Source organism: Luteimonas sp. 100069, assembly GCF_003813845.1.
Taxonomy (GTDB): domain Bacteria; phylum Pseudomonadota; class Gammaproteobacteria; order Xanthomonadales; family Xanthomonadaceae; genus Luteimonas; species Luteimonas chenhongjianii.
This window is the reverse complement of the sequence record NZ_RPFN01000005.1, coordinates 30,857-49,818: the sequence shown is the minus strand read 5'-3', so window position 1 is coordinate 49,818 and position 18,962 is coordinate 30,857. Positions and strand designations below refer to the sequence as shown.

19 protein-coding genes and 1 pseudogene are annotated in these 18,962 nt (G+C 69.0%); 6 read left to right on the top strand and 14 right to left on the bottom strand.

The annotated features are described in order from the left end of the window. Positions 1-54 precede the first annotated feature (54 nt). From EGK76_RS11640 to EGK76_RS11615, 6 genes are all read right to left on the bottom strand, one after another. Positions 55-990, bottom strand: coding sequence for a DUF808 domain-containing protein (locus EGK76_RS11640; RefSeq protein ID WP_123832734.1), 936 nt, complete (start codon positions 988-990; stop codon positions 55-57). Between the two features lie 58 nt (positions 991-1,048). Beyond that, positions 1,049-1,387, bottom strand: coding sequence for a hypothetical protein (locus tag EGK76_RS11635; protein WP_123832733.1), 339 nt, complete (start codon positions 1,385-1,387; stop codon positions 1,049-1,051). A gap of 16 nt (positions 1,388-1,403) precedes the next feature. Then, positions 1,404-2,453 carry a 23S rRNA (cytidine(2498)-2'-O)-methyltransferase RlmM gene (gene rlmM / locus EGK76_RS11630; RefSeq protein WP_123832871.1) on the bottom strand — a complete coding sequence of 350 codons (1,050 nt, stop codon included), beginning with the start codon at positions 2,451-2,453 and terminating at the stop codon, positions 1,404-1,406. A 97-nt stretch (positions 2,454-2,550) separates the two neighbouring features. Then, positions 2,551-3,108, bottom strand: coding sequence for a nucleoside deaminase (locus EGK76_RS11625; RefSeq protein WP_123832732.1), 558 nt, complete (start codon positions 3,106-3,108; stop codon positions 2,551-2,553). Between the two features lie 38 nt (positions 3,109-3,146). Beyond that, positions 3,147-3,551, bottom strand: a complete 405-nt coding sequence (locus EGK76_RS11620; RefSeq protein WP_123832731.1) for a hypothetical protein — start codon at positions 3,549-3,551, stop codon at positions 3,147-3,149. Between the two features lie 44 nt (positions 3,552-3,595). Continuing rightward, positions 3,596-5,368 (bottom strand): glutamine--tRNA ligase/YqeY domain fusion protein, encoded by a 1,773-nt coding sequence (locus EGK76_RS11615; RefSeq protein ID WP_123832730.1) that lies wholly within the window; start codon positions 5,366-5,368, stop codon positions 3,596-3,598. Between the two features lie 219 nt (positions 5,369-5,587). Between EGK76_RS11615 and EGK76_RS11610 the strand changes: the two genes are divergently transcribed. Together EGK76_RS11610 and msrA are read left to right on the top strand one after the other, a co-directional pair. Then, a complete protein-coding gene (locus tag EGK76_RS11610) occupies positions 5,588-7,765 on the top strand; it encodes a diguanylate cyclase (protein ID WP_123832729.1) in 2,178 nt (725 codons plus the stop codon). Between the two features lie 229 nt (positions 7,766-7,994). Beyond that, the gene (gene msrA, locus EGK76_RS11605; RefSeq protein WP_096300356.1) at positions 7,995-8,645 is read left to right on the top strand and encodes a peptide-methionine (S)-S-oxide reductase MsrA; all 651 of its coding nucleotides are present in this window, start codon (positions 7,995-7,997) and stop codon (positions 8,643-8,645) included. 55 nt (positions 8,646-8,700) lie between these two features. Here the strand turns inward: msrA and rnk are convergent, their stop codons facing one another. The 5 genes from rnk to EGK76_RS11580 all read right to left on the bottom strand — a co-directional run bounded on the left by rnk (position 8,701) and on the right by EGK76_RS11580 (position 13,761). Continuing rightward, the gene (rnk, locus tag EGK76_RS11600) at positions 8,701-9,123 is read right to left on the bottom strand and encodes a nucleoside diphosphate kinase regulator (RefSeq protein ID WP_096297359.1); all 423 of its coding nucleotides are present in this window, start codon (positions 9,121-9,123) and stop codon (positions 8,701-8,703) included. A 120-nt stretch (positions 9,124-9,243) separates the two neighbouring features. Continuing rightward, entirely contained in the window at positions 9,244-10,161 is a 918-nt protein-coding gene (gene oxyR, locus EGK76_RS11595) for a DNA-binding transcriptional regulator OxyR (protein WP_096297360.1), read from the bottom strand. Between the two features lie 82 nt (positions 10,162-10,243). Further along, positions 10,244-11,836: an alkyl hydroperoxide reductase subunit F gene (gene ahpF / locus EGK76_RS11590; RefSeq protein WP_096297361.1), complete on the bottom strand. Its 1,593-nt coding sequence runs from the start codon at positions 11,834-11,836 to the stop codon at positions 10,244-10,246. A 180-nt stretch (positions 11,837-12,016) separates the two neighbouring features. Then, complete coding sequence (ahpC, locus tag EGK76_RS11585) at positions 12,017-12,580, bottom strand: alkyl hydroperoxide reductase subunit C (RefSeq protein ID WP_096297362.1); 564 nt, start codon at positions 12,578-12,580, stop codon at positions 12,017-12,019. A gap of 317 nt (positions 12,581-12,897) precedes the next feature. Next, a complete protein-coding gene (locus tag EGK76_RS11580) occupies positions 12,898-13,761 on the bottom strand; it encodes an alpha/beta hydrolase (protein ID WP_123832728.1) in 864 nt (287 codons plus the stop codon). A gap of 61 nt (positions 13,762-13,822) precedes the next feature. Between EGK76_RS11580 and prmC the strand changes: the two genes are divergently transcribed. The 4 genes and pseudogenes from prmC (at position 13,823) to EGK76_RS11560 (ending at position 16,752) form a co-directional block, all read left to right on the top strand. Next, positions 13,823-14,674 carry a peptide chain release factor N(5)-glutamine methyltransferase gene (gene prmC / locus EGK76_RS11575; RefSeq protein ID WP_123832727.1) on the top strand — a complete coding sequence of 284 codons (852 nt, stop codon included), beginning with the start codon at positions 13,823-13,825 and terminating at the stop codon, positions 14,672-14,674. Between the two features lie 36 nt (positions 14,675-14,710). After that, complete coding sequence (gene pip / locus EGK76_RS11570; protein WP_123832726.1) at positions 14,711-15,652, top strand: prolyl aminopeptidase; 942 nt, start codon at positions 14,711-14,713, stop codon at positions 15,650-15,652. A gap of 100 nt (positions 15,653-15,752) precedes the next feature. Continuing rightward, positions 15,753-15,962: pseudogene (locus EGK76_RS11565) on the top strand (alkylphosphonate utilization protein); the annotation flags it as partial. Between the two features lie 10 nt (positions 15,963-15,972). Beyond that, the gene (locus EGK76_RS11560; protein WP_199730905.1) at positions 15,973-16,752 is read left to right on the top strand and encodes a class I SAM-dependent methyltransferase; all 780 of its coding nucleotides are present in this window, start codon (positions 15,973-15,975) and stop codon (positions 16,750-16,752) included. Between the two features lie 13 nt (positions 16,753-16,765). On the opposite strand, the gene EGK76_RS11555 is transcribed toward EGK76_RS11560, so the two are convergent. From EGK76_RS11555 to EGK76_RS11545, 3 genes are read right to left on the bottom strand one after another with little or no spacing between them, the layout of a single operon-like run. After that, positions 16,766-17,326, bottom strand: coding sequence for an NUDIX hydrolase (locus EGK76_RS11555; RefSeq protein WP_233580285.1), 561 nt, complete (start codon positions 17,324-17,326; stop codon positions 16,766-16,768). Between the two features lie 40 nt (positions 17,327-17,366). Then, positions 17,367-18,287 (bottom strand): 5'-3' exonuclease H3TH domain-containing protein, encoded by a 921-nt coding sequence (locus tag EGK76_RS11550; RefSeq protein WP_233580284.1) that lies wholly within the window; start codon positions 18,285-18,287, stop codon positions 17,367-17,369. A gap of 11 nt (positions 18,288-18,298) precedes the next feature. Further along, positions 18,299-18,895, bottom strand: a complete 597-nt coding sequence (locus EGK76_RS11545) for a nitroreductase (protein ID WP_233580283.1) — start codon at positions 18,893-18,895, stop codon at positions 18,299-18,301. Between the last annotated feature and the right edge of the window lie 67 nt (positions 18,896-18,962).

The following is an 18,962-nucleotide window of genomic DNA, read 5'->3' as shown; positions in this document are numbered from 1 at the left end:
ATCGGTCCGGCGAAGTGCTGCGCCGCGCGGACCGCTCAGGCGGCGCTGCTGTGCTCAGTGCGCCGACGCCGGCCTGCCGCGCAAGCGCCGGACCAGCGTGACGACGCCGACCACGAGACCACCGGCCACCACGCCGACCACCGCGTTGATTACGGTCGGCAGCATCGCCCCCAGTACCGCGCCGATCTCCGGCAAGGCGCCCAGGCCCGAGGCCGCATCGTCGATCCAGCTCTGCACGTCGTGCACGGCGTGGGTGAGGATGCCGCCGCCAACCAGGAACATCGCCGCGGTGCCGACGATCGCCAGCGCCTTCATCAGCCACGGCGCAACACCGAGGATGCCGCGGCCGAGCGCCTGCGCCACGGCGGACGCGCGGCGACTCAGGTACAGGCCGGCGTCATCGAGCTTCACGATCCCGGCAACCAGTCCGTAGACGCCGATCGTCATCAGCACCGAGATGCCGACCAGTACGCCCAGCCGGGTCAGGAAGGCGGCGGAGGCGACGGTGCCGAGGGTGATTGCGATGATCTCGGCCGAGAGGATCAGATCCGTCCGGACCGCGCCGCGGATCTTGTCGCGCTCGTAGGCGACCGGATCGACGTCCGCGCCGGCCAGGGCGGCGGTGCGCGAGGCCTTGGCCGCATCGTCCTCGGCGCGGTGCACCAGCTTGTGCATCACCTTCTCGAAGCCCTCGTAGCAGAGAAACAGCCCGCCAGCCATCAACAGCGGCGTGACCAGCCACGGCAGCCAGGCACTGATCGCCAGCGCCGCGGGCACCAGGATCGCCTTGTTGCGCGCCGAGCCCTTGGCGACCGCCCAGACCACAGGCAATTCGCGATCGGCGTTGACGCCGGTCACCTGCTGGGCATTGAGGGCGAGATCGTCGCCGAGCACGCCGGCGGACTTGCGCGCGGCCACCTTGGTCATCAGGGCCACGTCGTCGAGGACGGTGGCGATATCGTCGAGCAGGGTCAGCAGGCTGGACGCCATGCGCAGAGATCCGGAAGGGAAGGCGCGCGCAGTATGCAGCGCCGGTGTGGCGCCGGTGTCAGTGCGCCAGGGCCCACGCCGCGAGGCCGAACGCCAGCGCCGCGATGGTCGTCGCAATGATCGCCAGGGCCTGCGCGCGCACCAGCCGCCGCTCCGCGCGCGCGGCCTCCAGTTGCAGCACCTCGATGGTCTTCTGCATGTCCGCGGCGAGCTTGCCGATCGAGTCCGCGTTCTGGTCCGCGGCGTCCTGCAGTTCCGCGATCTGCGCATCGACCACGTCGTTTCGGCGCAGCTGTCCCGGATCGATCAGCGGCGGCGTGCGGGTGAAGATCGGCCGCGCCAGCCGCACGATCTCCGGCAGGTACGGGGCGACGATGGTGATCCAGCCTGCGGCCATGACGCTGCTGCTCCGGTTATTCGACGCTCGCGTAGACCGTGATCTCTTCGCGGTCGTGATAGAGCTGGCGGGCGCGGATGGTGAGTTTGTCGTGCTCGCCGGCGTTGTTGGCGAAGGTGTCCAGCGCCAGCAGCGTTTCCTGCCAGCGCTTCTTCATCGGCAACTTGAGGTTGAACACCGCGTTGCGGCACCAGCCTTCGCGGAACCAGGTGGCCATGCGCTCGGCCACCTTGCGTGGTTGTTCGACCATGTCGCAGACCATCCAGTCCACCGCGCCGACCGGCTGGTAGCGGAACCCGTCGACGCGGTGATGGTCGACGAGTCCGGTCTCGAGCAGTTCGGCCTGCATCGGCCCGTTGTCGACCGCGGTCACGCGCATGTGTTCGCGGGTCAGCACCCAGGTCCAGCCGCCGGGCGCCGCGCCCAGGTCCACCGCGCGCATGCCCGGCTTGATGCGGGCATGACGCTCGCGCTCGGTCAGCAGCGCCATGAAGGCCTCCTCGAGCTTCAGCGCCGAGCGCGACGGCGCATCGGCGTGCATGCGCAGCCGCGGGATGCCGAGTGGCCAGGGGGCACTGTCGCCGACGACCGACTGGGCGAGATAGGCATGGGTGCCGGACACGAAGAACACGTGCAGCCGCGGGAAGCGCGCTTCGTCCTTCTGGCTCAGGAATCCACGCTTGCGCAGCGCCGGGCGCAGTGCATTGCCGAAGCTGCGGGCGAGTCCGGCGAGCTGCTTGCCTTCCTCGGAATCGGGATGCTCCACCATCAGCTCGCCGTGGCGTCCGCGACCGGCCAGCGCCTCGAAGATCGGAGTGATGCGGTCAGTTGGATCGAGGTCGCGCAGCTCGGCCAGCAGCATCAGCTTCTGCCGGGCGAAGACGAGTTCGGCGAAGGGCAGCTCGTGGGTCAGCGACGGGCCGTTGTCGGAATGGAACAGCACATAGCCGTCGTTGCGGCTGGTCTGGGCGTAACCGGCGACATGCACGCCGGCCGCGCGCTCGGTCAGCTCCGCCGCCAGGTCCGGTTCGAAGCCGGCGCGGCAGTAGCACAGCAGGCCGCTGATCGACGGCGAGGAGGCGGCTGCGTCGCCGCCATCGGTCGCGTGCTCCGCGGCAGTCACCTCGGTCGCGTCGCTCTGGTTCGGGTCGTGATCGTGCATGTCAGTACTTGGCTCCGTCAGTTTCGCCGTAGGTGCGCAGCACCGCCCGGGCGTCGTCGCGCAGGATGTCGCGCACGACCTCGATGCCGCGCTGGTTGAGCGCGCCGATCCAGTCTTCGGGCAACGGACCTTCGTCGAACGGGGTCAGGGCTTCCACGTCCTGCGCACGCGCGCCGATCAGCAGGCGGTCGATGCCCGCCCAGACGGTGGCGCCGTAGCACATGCAGCACGGTTGCGACGACGTCGCCAGGGTCATCGGACCATGCTCGTTGAGTCGCGGCGTCTGCAGCCGCTGCTGCGCGAGCATGTAGGCCATGGTCTCGGCATGGGCGACCGAACAGCTGAGCGGCATGACGCGGTTGACGCCGACCGAGACGATCCGGTCGTGGGCATCGAACACCACCGCGCCGAACGGTCCGCCGCTTCCGGCCTCGATGTTCAGCCGCGACAGCTCGATCGCGAGCGCGACCTTGGCGTCGTCGCCGGCATGCGTGCGTGACGCATCGACGTGTTCGTGCACCCACGCGGGCAGGGTCAGGTGGACCTGGGCATACAGCATCGGAATTCCGGAAAGAACGAAAGGAAGGGCGCGTGCGCTCAGCGCAGCAGGCTGCCCGGGGACGGCGCTTCGCAGCGCGAGTTGACGCAGGTGCAGGCCTCGATCTCGACGAAGCCGCAGACCCCGGCAATGCCGCGGCGGGCGCAGTCGGCCTGGACCGCCTGCGGGTCGACCTGTGCATTGGCGTTGACGCAGGCTGGCTGGTAGCCGCAACAGCTGCCGACGTTCTTGACGGCGCAGTCGCCGTCGGCGCGGCAGCTGCGGTCCGGCTGCAGCGGGTTGGCCGGCAACGGCGTGCCGCGCGAGCCTCCGTCGGAAACCGGCGCCGGATCGGCAGCGACCGGGGCGGACGTGGCCGGCGCGGCGCACGCGGCCAGCGCGAGCAGCGCGGTCGCGACGATCGCGGACAACAGGTGTCGGAGGCGGGTGGCGGGAGCGCCCATGTCGCCGATCCTACCGTCGTGCCGTGTGCGCGGCGTGCGCATGCTCAGCCTGCGTCCTTGCCGGTGGCCCAGGTGTCGCGCAGGGTCACGCTGCGGTTGAACACCGGCTTGGAAGGCGCATGGTCGTAACGGTCGGCGACGAAGTAGCCGAGGCGCTCGAACTGGAATGCCTGCTCGGGCGAGGCGGCCGCAGCGGCGGGTTCCACGTAGCCGGTCACGCTGCGCCTGGATTCGGGATTGAGGTGGTCGCGATAGGTCTTGCCGGTGGATTCATCGTCGGGTTTGGCGACCACGAACAGGCGGTCGAACAACCGCACCTCGGCCTCGACCGCATGCGCTGCGCTGACCCAGTGGATCGTGCCCTTGATCTTGCGGTTCGCGCCTTCCATGCCGGGGCGCGATTCGGGGTCGAGCGTGCCGCGCAGTTCGACGATCGCGCCGCTGTCGTCCTTCACCACTTCGTCGCAGCGCACGATGCCGGCGCCGCGCAGGCGGACTTCGCCGCCCGGCACCAGGCGCTTCCAGCCCTTGGGCGGCACCTCGGCGAAGTCGTCGCGCTCGATCCACAGCTGGCGCGAGAACGGCACCTCGCGAGTGCCCTGCGCTTCGTCCTTGGGGTGGTTGGAGAACACCAGTGTCTCGGCATGGCCCTCGGGCAGGTTGGTCAGCACCAGCCTGAGGGGATCGACCACCGCCATGCGCCGCGGCGCGCGCGCGTCAAGATCGTCGCGCAATGCGCCCTCGAGCACCGAGAAGTCGATCACCGAGTTCTGCTTGCTGATGCCCACGCGGTCGACCAGCAGGCGCAGGCTGGCCGGTGTGTAGCCGCGCCGGCGCAGGCCCTGCAAGGTGTACATGCGCGGGTCGTCCCAACCGTCGACCAGGCCTTCGGCGACCAGCTGGGTCAGCTTGCGCTTGCTCATCACCGTGTAGTTGATGTTCAGGCGCGAGAACTCGATCTGCCGCGGCTTGGCAGCGACGTTCGGCAGGCCGCGCTTGGTCAGCGACGCCAGCAGGTCCGGATTGCCCGCCAGGTCGACCCGGTCCACCACCCAGTCGTACAGCGGGCGGTGATCCTCGAACTCGAGCGTGCACAACGAATGGGTGATGCCTTCGATCGCGTCGCCCAGCGCGTGGGCGAAGTCGTACATGGGATAGATCGGCCAGGCGTCGCCGGTGTTCTGGTGGGTGACCTGCTTGATCCGGTACAGCGCCGGATCGCGCAGATTCATGTTGCCGCTGGCCATGTCGATCTTCGCGCGCAGCGTGCGGGTCCCGTCGGCGAACTCGCCCGCGCGCATGCGCCGGAAGAGGTCCAGGTTCTCTTCGACGCCGCGGTCACGGAAGGGGGAATCGCGTCCCGGCTCGGTCAGCGTGCCGCGGTACTCGCGCACCTGCTCGGCGGTCAGGTCGCAGACGAAGGCGTCGCCCTGCCTGATGAGCTTCTCCGCGGCGGCGTAATAGACGTCGAAATAATCCGAGGCATGGCGCAACTCGGCCCAGTCGAAGCCGAGCCAGCGCACGTCGTCCTCGATCGCGCGAACGAACTCGAGATCTTCCTTTTCCGGGTTGGTGTCGTCGAAACGCAGGTTGCAGCGGCCGCCGAATTCCGCGGCGATGCCGAAGTCCAGGCAGATCGCCTTGGCGTGGCCGATGTGCAGGTAGCCGTTGGGCTCGGGCGGAAAACGCGTGCGCACGCTCGTGTGCTTTCCGCTGGCCAGGTCTTCGCGGACGATCTGCCGGATGAAGTCCTGACGCACCGGTGCGCTGGCGTCGGAGGGCTGAACGGCGGATTCGGCAGGGCCTGGGGAGGACATGGGGACTCAGGGGAGGAAGCGGATGTGAGCCGTGCAGTGTAGCGGACTGCCCCAATCCCGCAGGCCGAAGGCGTCATCGGGGCATCAGCGCGCTCCGCGCCCGGTACCTGCCATACTTTCGTGACGACGGTACGGAAACCGTGGCACGCGAGTTGCGATGGACAGGCATCAACAGGGGGAGCGGTGCATGCGCGAGCCAGCGCGTCCGGTCATCGAGGCATGCCCGCCCTGGCCGGGCCGGGGCGGCAGCCGGACCTGTCGATGGAGTTGAGCGCCTCCCGGGCGATGCCAGGTCATGGCTGGGTGCTGGCCGCCTGCCTGCTGCTGCTGTTGGGCCTGTTCGCGGCGCTGGTGTCGACGACCCGGCTGCAGCCGGAAGAGAGCCACCCGGTCGAAGTCCGGCCCCTGTCGGACGGGGTGTTCGAACTGCGCGTCGAGCTGCCGGCCGAGGTCTCGGAGCGCTGGGCGCTGTGGTTTCCCCGCGAGCCGGTGGACCGGCTGCAACTCCTAGCCGCCGACGGCTGGCAGAGCGAACCCCTGGAATTTTTCGCGGTGGGCGCGGGTGAGGGCCTCCTGCCGCACGGCTATCGCTTTGTGCTGCCGCGCGACGCGCACGGGCCGACGGTCCTGAGGGCGCAGGTCGACGGCGGGCTGCATGACGGGCTGCGCCCGGTGCTTGCCGAAGCCGCCGACATCCGCCGCGTCGAAGCTTCGGGTATCGCACTGACCGGCGCGGTCTACGGGGGGCTGCTGACGCTGGCAGCCCTGGCCCTGGCGCTGGCGTATGCGTCCCGCGACCGGCTCTTCATCGGATTGTTCGGCTTCATCGTCCCCTTGATGCTGCTGCTGCAGGCCCTCAACGGCCATCTTTACGGACTGCCGGGCGTGCGGCTGTTCGGGTGGTGGGGGTTGCAGGGGCTGGCCGCGCTGACCCTGGTCCAGGCCGCGGCCGCGCTGTGGATGATCGAGGCCTACACCAGCAACGGCCATGAGCCGCGCCATGCACGGCTCGTGCGTCGCGGCAGCGTTGTGCTGATCGGGTTGGCCGCGTTGTTCCTGCTCAACCTGCCGTGGCTGGAACGCCTGTCCCAGCCTGTCAGCGCCATCGCATGGACGCTCGCGGGCCTGGCGGTATTGGCCATGCTCGTCGACGCCGGGCGCCGCGGCGTGCCGCTGGCCTGGGCGTTGGCCTCCGTCGGCGTGGTGGCGATAGGCGCCGGCCTGTGGCTGGCGCTTGCGCGACACGGCCTGGCCCCGGGCGGGTCGCTGCTCTACCTGGCGTATCAGGGCGCGGCGGTCGCATTCGCGCTCGTGCTGGCCCTGGCCCTGACCCACCGCATCGGCGACTACCGCGAGGCGCGTGAGCGCGACCGGCTCGCGCGCCTGGACACCGAGCGCAGGATGCGCCGCGAGGCCGCGCGCGCCGATCTGTCGACGGCGCTGCAGATCCAGCTCAACGGCCTCGATCCGGGCGAGATCCCCTGGCAGGGCTTTCGCCTGCTGATGGACCACCTGCTGCCGCTGGTGCCGAGCGAGTCCTGCATCGCAGTGCTGCGTGACTATCAGGGCCGTGATCATCTGCTTGTCGAGCCCTCCATCGCGCTCCCATCGGCGGAGCACGAGATCAACCGGCGGAGCCTGATCCTGCGGCGCCAGGCCACCGCAGGCCTCGCGCTGCAGCAGCCGGTGCGGTCCTCGCCCGGCGGTCCGGTCGTGGCGATGGAAGCGCTGGTCCCATTCCAGGTGCGCGCCCCGGGCTGGGGCGTGCTGTTGCTGCGCCGCGAGGGCGGCGAAGGCTTCACCACCGAGGAGATGTCGGTGATCGGCGAACTGGCGCGCGTCGTGCAGCTGCAGGTCGGCCAGGCTGCCGCTGCCGTCAAGCTGCGGCTATCGGCGGAGATGGACGCGCTGACCGGCAGCATGAACCGCCGGACGATCGACCTGTGGACCGAGCGCACGTTCGCCGAGGCCGAGCGCAGCGCCCGTCCGGTGTCGGTCCTGTTCATCGACCTCGATCATTTCAAGTCGGTCAACGACCGGTTCGGCCATGCCTGTGGCGACGAGTGCCTGCGCGAGGTCGCCAGCGCATTGCGCGGCGTGCTGTCGGAGGCCGACATGTTCGGCCGTTACGGTGGCGAGGAATTCATCGCGGTGCTGCCTGGCCGCGACGGCGCGGATGCCCGGGCGCTGGGCGAGCGCATGCGCATTGCTGTCGAGAACAGAGAGGTACGTCACGACGACCAGCGCATCCGGCTGACGGTGAGCATCGGGATCGCCACCCGACAGCGTGGCGAAGACACCCCGGCTGCCGCGATCGCGCGGGCCGACAAGGCGCTGTATGCAGCCAAGCGGCAGGGGCGCAACTGCATCCAGGTGGCGCCAGCGATCTTCAGCTGACGGTCGCGCGCGGCCAGGCGCGCGTCGCCAGCCCGGTTCGTGAGTTCGCATCCCATCGCCACGCGGCGCTGCGACACCGCTGCAATCGGCGGGGTGACCGCAGCCACAGCGCGTGTCGCCTCGGACGGCCGTCTGAAGCGGGCGGAGCTTGCAGGCCCCCGACCTTGAAGCGGGCGCGTGCGGCCGCATCCACAACCCGCGGCGCATGGCCGCATCAGGAGACATCGTGATGCCCGGAATCGGAGCCTGGAAACAACGCCTGCCGCGGCGCGAGGACGCGCTGCCCGGTCGCGACACGCCCCTGCCGCTGCACAACGTCCACGCCGTGCACGGCCGCCCCCTGCGCGACGACTTCGCAGGCCTCGAGCAGGTGCAGTTCGGGATGGGCTGTTTCTGGGGCGCCGAGCGCCTGTTCTGGACGCTGCCGGGCGTCGTGACCACGGCTGTGGGGTACTCCGGAGGCTTCACGCCCAATCCGACCTATCGAGAAGTGTGTTCAGGCCAGACCGGACATACCGAGGCGGTGCTGGTGGTTTTCGACCCCGCGCGGATCGCGTTCGAGACCCTGTTGCGAACCTTCTGGGAGGGCCACGACCCCACCCAGGGCATGCGCCAGGGCAATGACGTCGGGACCCAGTACCGCTCGGCGATCTACTGCACAACGCCAGCGCAGCTGGAGATGGCGCAGCGCAGCCGCGATGTCTTCGCCGGGAAGCTCGAGGCCGCGGGCCTGGGAGCCATCACCACCGAGATCGTGCAGCCGGCGCCGACGTTCTACTACGCCGAGGACGAGCACCAGCAGTACCTGCACAAGAATCCGGGTGGCTACTGCGGTCTCGGTGGCACCGGCGTCAGCTGCCCGGTGGGCCTGGTGCTCTGAAGGATGCCTGCCAGAGATGCGGCGGCGGAGGGAGGCCGCCGCTCGCGTCCGGGCCTCAGGTCGCGTCCGGCGGCGAAACCGACAGCACGCGCAGGCGCAGGGTGCGGCCATTGACCGGCCAGTCGATCCGCTGGCCGACCGTCAGCCCCAGCAGGGCGGTGCCGACCGGCGCCAGGACCGAGATGCGCCCGGAGTCGACATCCGCTTCGTGCGGGTAGACCAGGGTGAGGATGTGACGGCTGCCGTCGTGTTCGTCCACGCACTCGACGCGTGCGTTCATGCCGACGATGTCCGCGGCCTGTTCGGCGCCCGGCAGGACTTCAGCGCGGTCGAGTTCGCGCTGCAGCGCGGCGGTGCCCGGATGCTGGCGATAGGCGGGCGAGTCGAGCACGGCCTCGAGACGGGCCAGATCGTGGGCGGTGAGGCGGATCGACGGTGCGTCGGATGGCGGCAGGCCGCTCTTGGATTGCGATGACATCAGGGTCTCCTGGGGTGGTGGTGGGCGGGCCCGCCCATGAAAAAGGCGACGCAGTGCGCCGCCGGATCCGATTGTGCCGCGATTGCGTGCAGGTTGCGACGCCGCGGGCGTCGGAACGGTTCAGGGCCGCGCCGGGGTCCGCAGCAGATGCTCGGGCAGGGCACTGAACAGCGTTGCGAGCGACTGCAGGAAGTCCGTCATTGCCGAGCTGCGCCGCCACACCATCGCGATGCGCCGGCTGGGCGGCGGCTGGTCGGCGAACGTGACCAGCGCGATATCGCGTGACTGGGCGACCGGCGGCTGGACCGCCAGCATCGGCAACAGGGTGACGCCGACGTTGGCGGCCACCATCTGGCGCAGGGTTTCCAGGCTCGTGCCCTGGAAGCCCGACTTCTCCGAGGCCCCAGCGAGATGGCAGACGTCGAGCGCCTGATCGCGCAGGCAATGGCCGTCCTCGAGCAGCAGCAGGCGCTGGTCGGCGATCGTGTCGAGGGTGATGCTGTGGCGACCGGCCAGCGGGTGCGCCTGGGGGACCGCCAGCACGAAGGGTTCCTCGAACAGCGCTTCGGCATGCATCTGTTCGTCGTTCACCGGAAGCGCAAGCACCGCCGCGTCGAGACGACCCTCGCGCAGCCGGGCCAGCAGCAGATCGCTCTTTTCCTCGGTGAGCAGCAGCTCGAGCTGCGGGAACCGCTCCCGGATCGCCGGCACGACATGCGGCAACAGGTAGGGCCCCAGCGTGGGGAAAATTCCGAGGCGGATGGCCCCGGCCTCGGGATCCTGGCTGCGCCGCGCGACTTCCTTCATCTGTTGGACGTCGGCAACGATCCCGCGAGCACGTTCGACGACCTGCACGCCGATCGGCGTCAGCATGACCTTGCGCGGGGCGCGTTCGATCAGGATGACGCCGAGCTCCTCCTCGAGCTTGCGCACCTGCGTCGACAGCGTTGGCTGGCTGACGAAACAGGCCGCCGCCGCACGCCCGAAATGCCGGTGGTCGGCAAGGGCGATGAGATAGCGGAGGTCGCGCAGATTCATGCGTAGCGCCGAGCCCGGGCCGGCGCGCCGCACGCCTGCCTGCGCAGGCGCGCGGTCTCGTTCGACCGGGGCGACCGAACGCTCACGCGGATTCGGTCTGTGCCGTCGTCGCGGCGGCCGGCGCCGAGGTGCGGATCAGGTGGTCGAAAGCGCTGAGCGCAGCGGTCGCACCCTGGCCCATCGCGATGACGATCTGCTTGTACGGCACCGTCGTCGCGTCGCCGGCAGCGAACACGCCCGGCACCGAGGTCTGGCCGCGCTCGTCGATGATGATCTCGCCGCGCGGTGACAGCTCGACCGTGCCCTTGAGCCATTCGGTGTTGGGCAGCAGGCCGATCTGCACGAACACGCCTTCAAGTTCGATACGGTGGCTGTCGCCGCCAACGCGGTCCCTGTACACCAGGCCGTTGACCCTGGCGCCGTCGCCGAGGACCTCGGTGGTCTGCGCGCTGGTGACGATGCGCACGTTCGACAGACTGCGCAGCTTGCGCTGCAGGACCTCGTCGGCACGCAGCTGGGCATCGAACTCGATCAGGGTGACGTGGGCGACGATGCCGGCCAGATCGATCGCGGCTTCGACGCCGGAGTTGCCGCCGCCGATCACCGCCACACGCTTGCCCTTGAACAATGGGCCATCGCAGTGCGGGCAATACGCCACGCCCTTGTTGCGGTACTGGTCCTCGCCGGGCACGCCCATCTGCCGCCAGCGGGCGCCGGTGGCCAGCACCACGGTGCGCGAGCGCAGCGTGGCGCCGTTCTCGAGCCCGATTCCGACCAGGCCGTCGTCGCCGGCCGGCACCAGCTGCACCGCGCGCTGCAGGTCCATGATGTCGACGTCGTACTCGCGCACATGCTGCTCCAGCGCGGCCGCCATCTTCGGGCCCTCGGTCTCCTTGACCGAGATGAAGTTCTCGATCGCCATCGTGTCGAGCACCTGGCCACCGAAGCGTTCGGACGCGACGCCGGTGCGGATGCCCTTGCGTGCCGCATAGATCGCCGCCGCCGCGCCGGCCGGGCCGCCGCCCACCACCAGCACCTCGAACGGAGCCTTGCCGGCAATCGCCTGCGCCGCGCGATCGGCGGCGCCGGTATCGAGCTTGGCGACGATCTGCTCGAGCGTCATGCGGCCCTGGTCGAACTTGCTGCCGTTGAGGAACACCGTCGGCACCGACATGATCTCGCGCGCCTCGACTTCCGCCTGGAACAGCGCACCGTCGATCGCCACGTGGCGGATCCGCGGGTTGAGCACGGCGGCGAGGTTCAACGCCTGCACCACGTCCGGGCAGTTCTGGCACGAGAGCGAGTAGTAGGTTTCGAACAGATAGTCGCCCTCTAGGGCCATCACCTGCTCGATCGTGTCCTTGGCCGCCTTCGACGGATGGCCGCCCACCTGTAGCAGGGCCAGCACCAGTGAGGTGAACTCGTGGCCCATCGGCAGGCCGGCGAAGCGGACGTCGATGTCGAGGCCGGGAGAGGTGATCAGGAACGAGGGCTTGCGCGGGTCAGTGCCGGTGGCATCGACGCTGATCTTCGGGCTCGCTTCCTTCAGGTCCTCGAGCAGGGAGAGCAGCTCGCGCGACTTCTCGCTGTCGTCGACCGAGGCCACGATCTGGATCGGGCGCACCGCGCGCTCCAGATAAGCCTTCAACTGCGCCTTGAGATCGGCTTCCAACATGGCAACGCTCCTGAAACGGGTGGGGGCGTCCGCGACGCATCGGCGTGCGAGGCATCGGGACCGGGGAGAGGGGTGAACCGCAGCCGGCGACTGCGCGCGGCCGGCTCCGGTTCACCCCCATCCGCATGCGCGGGATGGGGGCGAAGACGACGCGATGGACTGCGTCGTCATGGCGCGGGATCAGATCTTGCCGACGAGATCCAGCGACGGCGCGAGGGTCTTCTCGCCTTCCTTCCACTTCGCCGGGCACACCTCGTTGGGGTTGGCGGCGACGTACTGGGCAGCCTTGAGCTTGCGCAGGGTCTCGGTGACGTCGCGCGCGATGGCGTTGTCGTGGATCTCGAGGGTCTTGATCACGCCTTCCGGGTTGATCACGAAGGTGCCACGCAGGGCCAGGCCTTCCTCGGGGATATGCACGCCGAAGGCGTTGGTCAGCTGGTGGGTGGGGTCGCCGACCAGCGGGAACTGCGCCTTGCCGACGGCCGGCGAGGTCTCGTGCCACACCTTGTGCGAGAAGTGGGTGTCGGTCGTGACGATATAGACCTCGGCGCCCAGCTTCTGGAACTCGGGATAGTTATCGGCGGCGTCTTCGACTTCGGTCGGGCAATTGAAGGTGAAGGCGGCCGGCATGAAGATCAGGACCGACCACTTGCCCTTCAGCGTCTCGTTGCTGACTTCGACGAATTCGCCGTTGTGGAAGGCGGTGGTCTTGAAGACGGGGACCTGGGTGTTGATGAGGGACATGAAGGCTCCTGGTGGTGGGGATCTAACGGACGGATGCCGACTGGCTGATCCGGCTGCCCATAGAGTAGGCATCGCCTATCGATATGGGAAATCGATAATAGGAATTCAATCAATAGTCCGCGCCTATCGGTTCATGGTTCAGGAACTTCCATGCCCCGGGCCCTTGCAAGCACTGCTGCGCTGCAGCAATATCGGCTTGTCGGCGCGGCAGTGAATCAACGATTGCGCGCCACGCGGCCCGGCCGCGTCAGGCATTTCCGTGTCCGTATCTCCCTCCCACACGTGGCACGGAATTTCGAAGGCGGCTTCGGCCGCCTTCATTTTGCCTGCGCGTCGGCCTCCGCCGCATCAGTGCCGATGAACCGCAAGACAGCTTGCAGGACCTCCGGGCTCCGCTCGGGATCGTAGAACGCGGCGGCCGGCAGGAAGTGGTTGCCGCCGGGGAGCACGATCAGTGTCGAAGCGACGCCCTTGCGGCGCAGGGCGAAGTCGAGCTTGCGGCTGTTTCCGATATCGACCGTGTGATCCGCGTCGCCGTGGATCAGCAGGAACGGCGGTTCATCGCCATCGACGAAACGCACCGGCATGGCCTCGGGCCACTGGGCGCGAGGCCCGAAGATCGCCTCGTACTTGCCGTTGATCGTGAAATCGTAGGGCCCGGACAGTCCGATGATCCCGGCGAGGTCCACGGGTTCGAGGCCCACGGCCTCCAGGCGGCGTGCATCGGTGCCCAGCAGTGCAGCGATCTGCGCGCCGGCCGAGTGTCCGGCGAGGAGCAGGCGCTCGGGATCGCCGCCGTATTCCGCGGCGTGGTCGCGGGTCCAGCGGACGGCGCGCGCGCCATCCTCGACGAAGCCGGGAAAACCGCTATCGGGCCAGGTGCGGTAATCGGCGACCACGGCCACCACGCCGTTCTCGGCCAGGCGACGGCCGACGAAGCGGTACTGGTCCCGCTCACCGTATTGCCAGGCGCCGCCGTAGAAGAACAGCACCACCGGCGCGCCGGGTGCGGCGTCCTGCGGCTGGTAGATATCTAGGGCGAGGCCACGGGTATCGTCGTAGACCGCGGTGGCGTCGGGCTCGCCGGTCCCGCGGTTGACGTATCCGAAGAAGGCGCTCTGGCAGCCGCACACCAGCAGGGCAAGCGCGGCAGCTATGCAGGCGCGGGATGAACGGCGCATCGGCGATCTCCATCAAGGTGCGACACCATCGCCGCCCGCCCCCCGGCTACGATGTGAAGCGATGAACCTGTGCCCGCCTACCGAACTGGATGCCCTGCTGCGTGCCGCCAGCAGCCGCATCGACCCGACCGATGCCCGCTGGCTGCTGGCCCACGCTGCGGGACGTTCGCAGACCTGGCTGTTCGCGCATGCGCGTGACCCCGCGCCGGCGGATGTCGTCGCGCGTTTCGACGCACTGGTCGAGCGCCGCGTCGCCGGCGAGCCGGTGGCCTACCTCACCGGCACGCGCGGCTTCTGGGGGCTGGATCTGAAGGTGTCCCCCGAGACCCTGATTCCGCGCCCGGAAACCGAACTGCTGGTCGAACTCGCCCTCGCGCGGTTGCCGCCGGGCCCCGCGCGCATCGCCGATCTGGGCACCGGAAGCGGGGCGATCGCCCTGGCCATCGCCCGTGAGCGGCCGGATGTCTGCGTACTCGCGACGGATGCCAGCGCAGGGGCGCTCGACGTCGCCCGCGCCAACGCAGCGAGCCTCGGGCTGGCCAATCTGCGGTTCGTGCAGGGGGACTGGTATGCGCCCCTCGCCGGCGAGCGCTTCGATCTCATTGCCAGCAATCCGCCATATATCGAGGATGCCGACCCGCACCTGGAGCAGGGCGACCTGCGCTTTGAACCGGCGGCGGCTCTGGCCTCGGGAGCGGATGGCCTGGACGCGATCCGGGTGCTCGCCGCGGGCGCCGTCGCCCACCTCGAGCCCGGCGGCTGGCTGCTGGTCGAACACGGACTCTCGCAGGGCCCGGCGGTGCGGGCGCTGTTGGCCGACGCAGGGCTGGGCGGGGTCGGCACGGCCCGCGATCTCGAGGCGCGCGAGCGCGTCACCTTCGGCCGCGCTCCGGGGTCGCCGGAGCCCGGCTGATAGACTGGCCGCTGCTTTTGCCCCGGATCCAAGCGCATGCGTCAGCTCTATCCCGAGATCGAACCTTTTGACACCGGCATGCTCGCCGTCGACGACCGTCACACGCTCTATTACGAGCAGTGCGGCAATCCGAAGGGCAAGCCGGTGGTGCTGCTGCACGGCGGTCCGGGCGGCGGCTGCAGCGCCAAGATGCGCAGCTTCCACGATCCTGCGAAATACCGGATCGTGCTGTTCGACCAGCGCGGGGCCGGGCGCTCGACGCCGCACGCCGACCTGGTGGGCAACACCACCTGGGACCTCGTCGCCGACATCGAACGGCTGCGGACGCATCTGGCCATCGACCGCTGGCAGGTCTTCGGCGGCTCCTGGGGCTCGACGCTGGCATTGGCGTACGCGCAGACGCATCCCCGCCAGGTCACCGAACTGATCCTGCGCGGCATCTTCATGCTGCGGCGCTGGGAGCTCGAATGGTTCTACCAGGAGGGTGCGTCGCGCCTGTTCCCGGAGGCCTGGCAGCAGTACATCGCCGCGATTCCGGAGGCCGAGCGCGGCGACCTGATCGCCGCGTTCCACAAGCGTCTGACCAGCGACGACGAGTCGATCCGCCTGGCCGCCGCCCGTGCGTGGAGCGTCTGGGAGGGTGCGACGAGCTTCCTGCACATCGATCCCGACTTCGCCGAGAGTCACGCCGATGCGCAGTTCGCGCTCGCCTTCGCGCGTATCGAGAACCACTACTTCACCAACGGCGGTTTCTTCGAGGTCGACGACCAGTTGCTGCGTGATGCCTACCGCATCGTCGACATTCCCGGCGTCATCGTCCACGGCCGCTACGACGTGGTGTGTCCGGTGCAGAACGCCTTCGATCTGCATCAGGTCTGGCCCAAGGCCGAACTCGTCGTCACTCCGGCCTCGGGCCATTCGGCATTCGAGGCCGAGAACGTCGACGCCCTGGTGCGCGCGACCGACAGCTTCGCCTGAAGCGCGCGTCGCAGCCGATCTGCGGCGCTGCATTCCATCCATCGATGCACGACGGTGGCCCCGTCGTGCGCAGGAAATCCAGATGTCTGAAGAAGAACTCATCGTCAAGGACAGCAACGGCACCCGTCTTGCCGACGGTGATGCGGTCACCGTGATCAAGGATCTGAAGGTCAAGGGCACCAGCGTCACGCTCAAGCGCGGCACGCTGGCGAAGAACATCCGCCTCACCGACGACCCCGACCTCATCGAATGCAACGTCGAGAAGGTGAAGGGACTCGTGCTGCGGACGGAGTTCGTCAAGAAGGCCTGAGGGCCATCGCATGGATGTGCTCGAACACAACCGGGCGGCGTGGAATCGCGAATCCACATCCGGCAGCGCGTGGACGATGCCTGTGGACGCGGCCGTCATCGCGGCGGCGCGTCGGGGCGACTGGTCCGTCATCCTGACGCCGAACCGCGCCGTGCCGCGGGACTGGTTCGGCACGCTGGATGCACGCGATGTCCTGTGTCTGGCGTCTGGCGGCGGACAGCAGGCGCCGGTACTGGCCGCGGCAGGCGCGCGCGTCACGAGTTTCGATCTGTCGGACGTGCAACTCGAAAAGGACCGGGCCGTCGCCGAGCGCGACGGGCTGGCGCTGCACTGCGTACGCGGCGATATGGCCGACCTGTCGGTGTTTGCCGATGCGAGCTTCGACATCGTGTTCCATCCGGTGTCGAACGTCTTCGTCCCCGACGTGGACGTGGTGTGGCGCGAGTGCGCCCGTGTACTGCGCCCAGGCGGACGTCTGCTGGCCGGCTTCATGAATCCAGCTTTCTTTCTGTTCGATCATGACGAGGCGACGGACACGGGTGCCTGCGTCGCACGTCACCGCCAGCCGTATGCGGAGCCGGACAGCTTGAGGCCCGACGCGCGTGCCGCGTGGGACGCGAGCGGACGCGCCGCCCAGTTCGGGCATTCGCTGCAGACCCAGATCGGCGGGCAACTGGCAGCCGGGTTCCGTCTCGCCGGTCTGTACGAGGACGACTGGGAGGACGCGGTCACCCCGCTCAATCGCCTGATGCCGGTCGCCCTCGCAACGCTGGCGCTCCGCGCGCCATAACCTTGTCGGTCGCTCAATCGGCGGGGGATCCGTCCGGATTGAAGTCGATCATCCACAGCCCGGCCCAGAGCTTGAGATCGAGCTCGAAACCTTCCGCGTGCTTCTGCATCAGCCATGCCGGCGCGGTCGCGCGCGGCACGGTGTGGACGATGATCGCCTCGTCATCCACGCCGCCGCCTTCGCCGACGCGGGTCAGCTCGCGGGCGCGCACGAAGGCCACGCGTTCGTTGCTCATGCCGGCGGTAGTCGGTCCGGTCAGCAGGACTTCGACCCGCCCGGCCGACCAGCCGGTCTCCTCGATCAGCTCGCGCCTGGCGGCGTCCTCGAGCGAATCGCTGCCGCCGCCGTCACCGACCAGTCCGGCAGGCATCTCGATCGTGCGCGCGCCGAGCGGCACACGGTACTGCTCGACGAACAGCACCTCATCGTCCGGCGTCACCGCGATCACCAGCACGGCCATGCCGTTGCCACCGTGGGTGCGTTCGCAGGCCTCCCATTTGCCGTGGCGGACCAGCCGCAGCCAGTCGCCCTGGTAGAGGATCTCGGTATCGTCGCGCATCGAGGGGTCGGTCATGCGGCGATGCTAACGCGGCGGGCCGGCGACCGACAGCCGTTCAGGCCATCGCCGTCGGCGCGTATTCCAGACCGGCAACCGTGTACAGGCGCCTGCGCGTGAGCGGCCCGAAGCGCAGGGCCTCGCACAGCCGCGACAGCGTGTTCGGATCCGCGGTCCGGCGCGCGAATCCGTTCGTGCCCTCGCCGAGCGGCGCGTCGCAGGCAATGGTCGTGAGCTGGCGGCACAGCAGCGCGGTGGCGGCATGCGCCCTCAGCTTGGCGCCGACCTGGCCGGCTCCACGAAAGCGCAGGAACTGGATCTCGTCGCTGCGCGCGAGCAGGGCGTCGAGCGTGCCGAAGTGGTGCAGCAGGCTGGCCGCGGTCTTGCAGCCGATGCCCGGCACGCCCGGAATGTTGTCGACCGCATCGCCGCACAGCGCGAGGTAGTCCGGGATCTGGTGCGCCTCGACGCCGTGCCGTGCGCGCACCCCGGCCGCGGTCCAGCGCACGCCCCGGGCATAGTCCCATTGCTCGTCGGCGCCCTGGAGCAACTGCGACAGATCCTTGTCGGCCGAAACGATGACCGCGTGGTGCGCGCGGTCGCGGCCAGCCTTCACTGCGGTCCCGATCAGGTCGTCGGCCTCGTACTCGGTATCGGCCAGTACAACGAAGCCGAGCGCGCGGCACAGCGCCTTGCAGTGCCCGAACTGGCGCCGCAGCTCGTCCGGCGCCGGCGGGCGGTTTGCCTTGTAGGCCGGATAGATGCGGTTGCGGAAACAGCTGTCGAGCGCCTCGTCGAAGGCGATCGCCGCATGGCGCGGCTGCACCCGTTCGACCAGCTCGGCGAGAAAGCGTGCGAAGCCGTGCACGGCATTGGTCGGCCAGCCTTCGGCGTCGCGGAACTCGTCGGGCATCGAATGCCAGGCGCGGAACACGTAGAGGCTGGCGTCGATCAGATAAAGCGGGGTGGTCGGAGGCATCACTGGCTGCGTCATGGCGCGTGCCAGTCCGACAGCAGTGCGACCGGGTCGGGGCGCTCGCGCTCGGGCGCTTCGAGACGCGGCGTGCCCATATGGATGTAGCCGGCAATGCGTTCGTGCGCGCCCAGGCCCAGCAGGCGGAGGATCTCCGCGTCATAGGCCGGCCACCCGGTCAGCCACGACGCGCCGAACCCCAGTGCCTGGGCCGCCTGCAGCAGTGCGAAGCACACGCTGCCGGCGGTGAACAGCCGTTCGACCTCCGGAATCTTGCTGTCGTCGGGGTCGAGGACGGCGATGACGACGAGCACCAGCGGCGCATGGGAAAACCGTCGGCGCTCCTTCTCGAGGGCGCCCTCGCCGATGGCCGGATCGCGCGCCAGGGCGCGCGCCGCGACCCGCTCGCCAAGCGCTTGGCGAGCGTCGCCGGTGATCCGCAGGAAGCGGAACGGCACGCGTTTGCCGTGATCGGGCACGCGCACGGCGGACCGCAGCATGCGCAGCAGGGTGGCATCGTCCGGACCGGGCTCGTCGAGCTGGCGCGCCGGGACTGATCGCCGGGCGTCGAGCGCGGCGAGTATGTCGTGTTCAGGATTTGCGGAGATCGTCACAGACCTAGGGTCACGCTTGGGGAATCTTATGTGCGGGGCAGTCTGCCCTTTCCCTGATTGTCCTCCA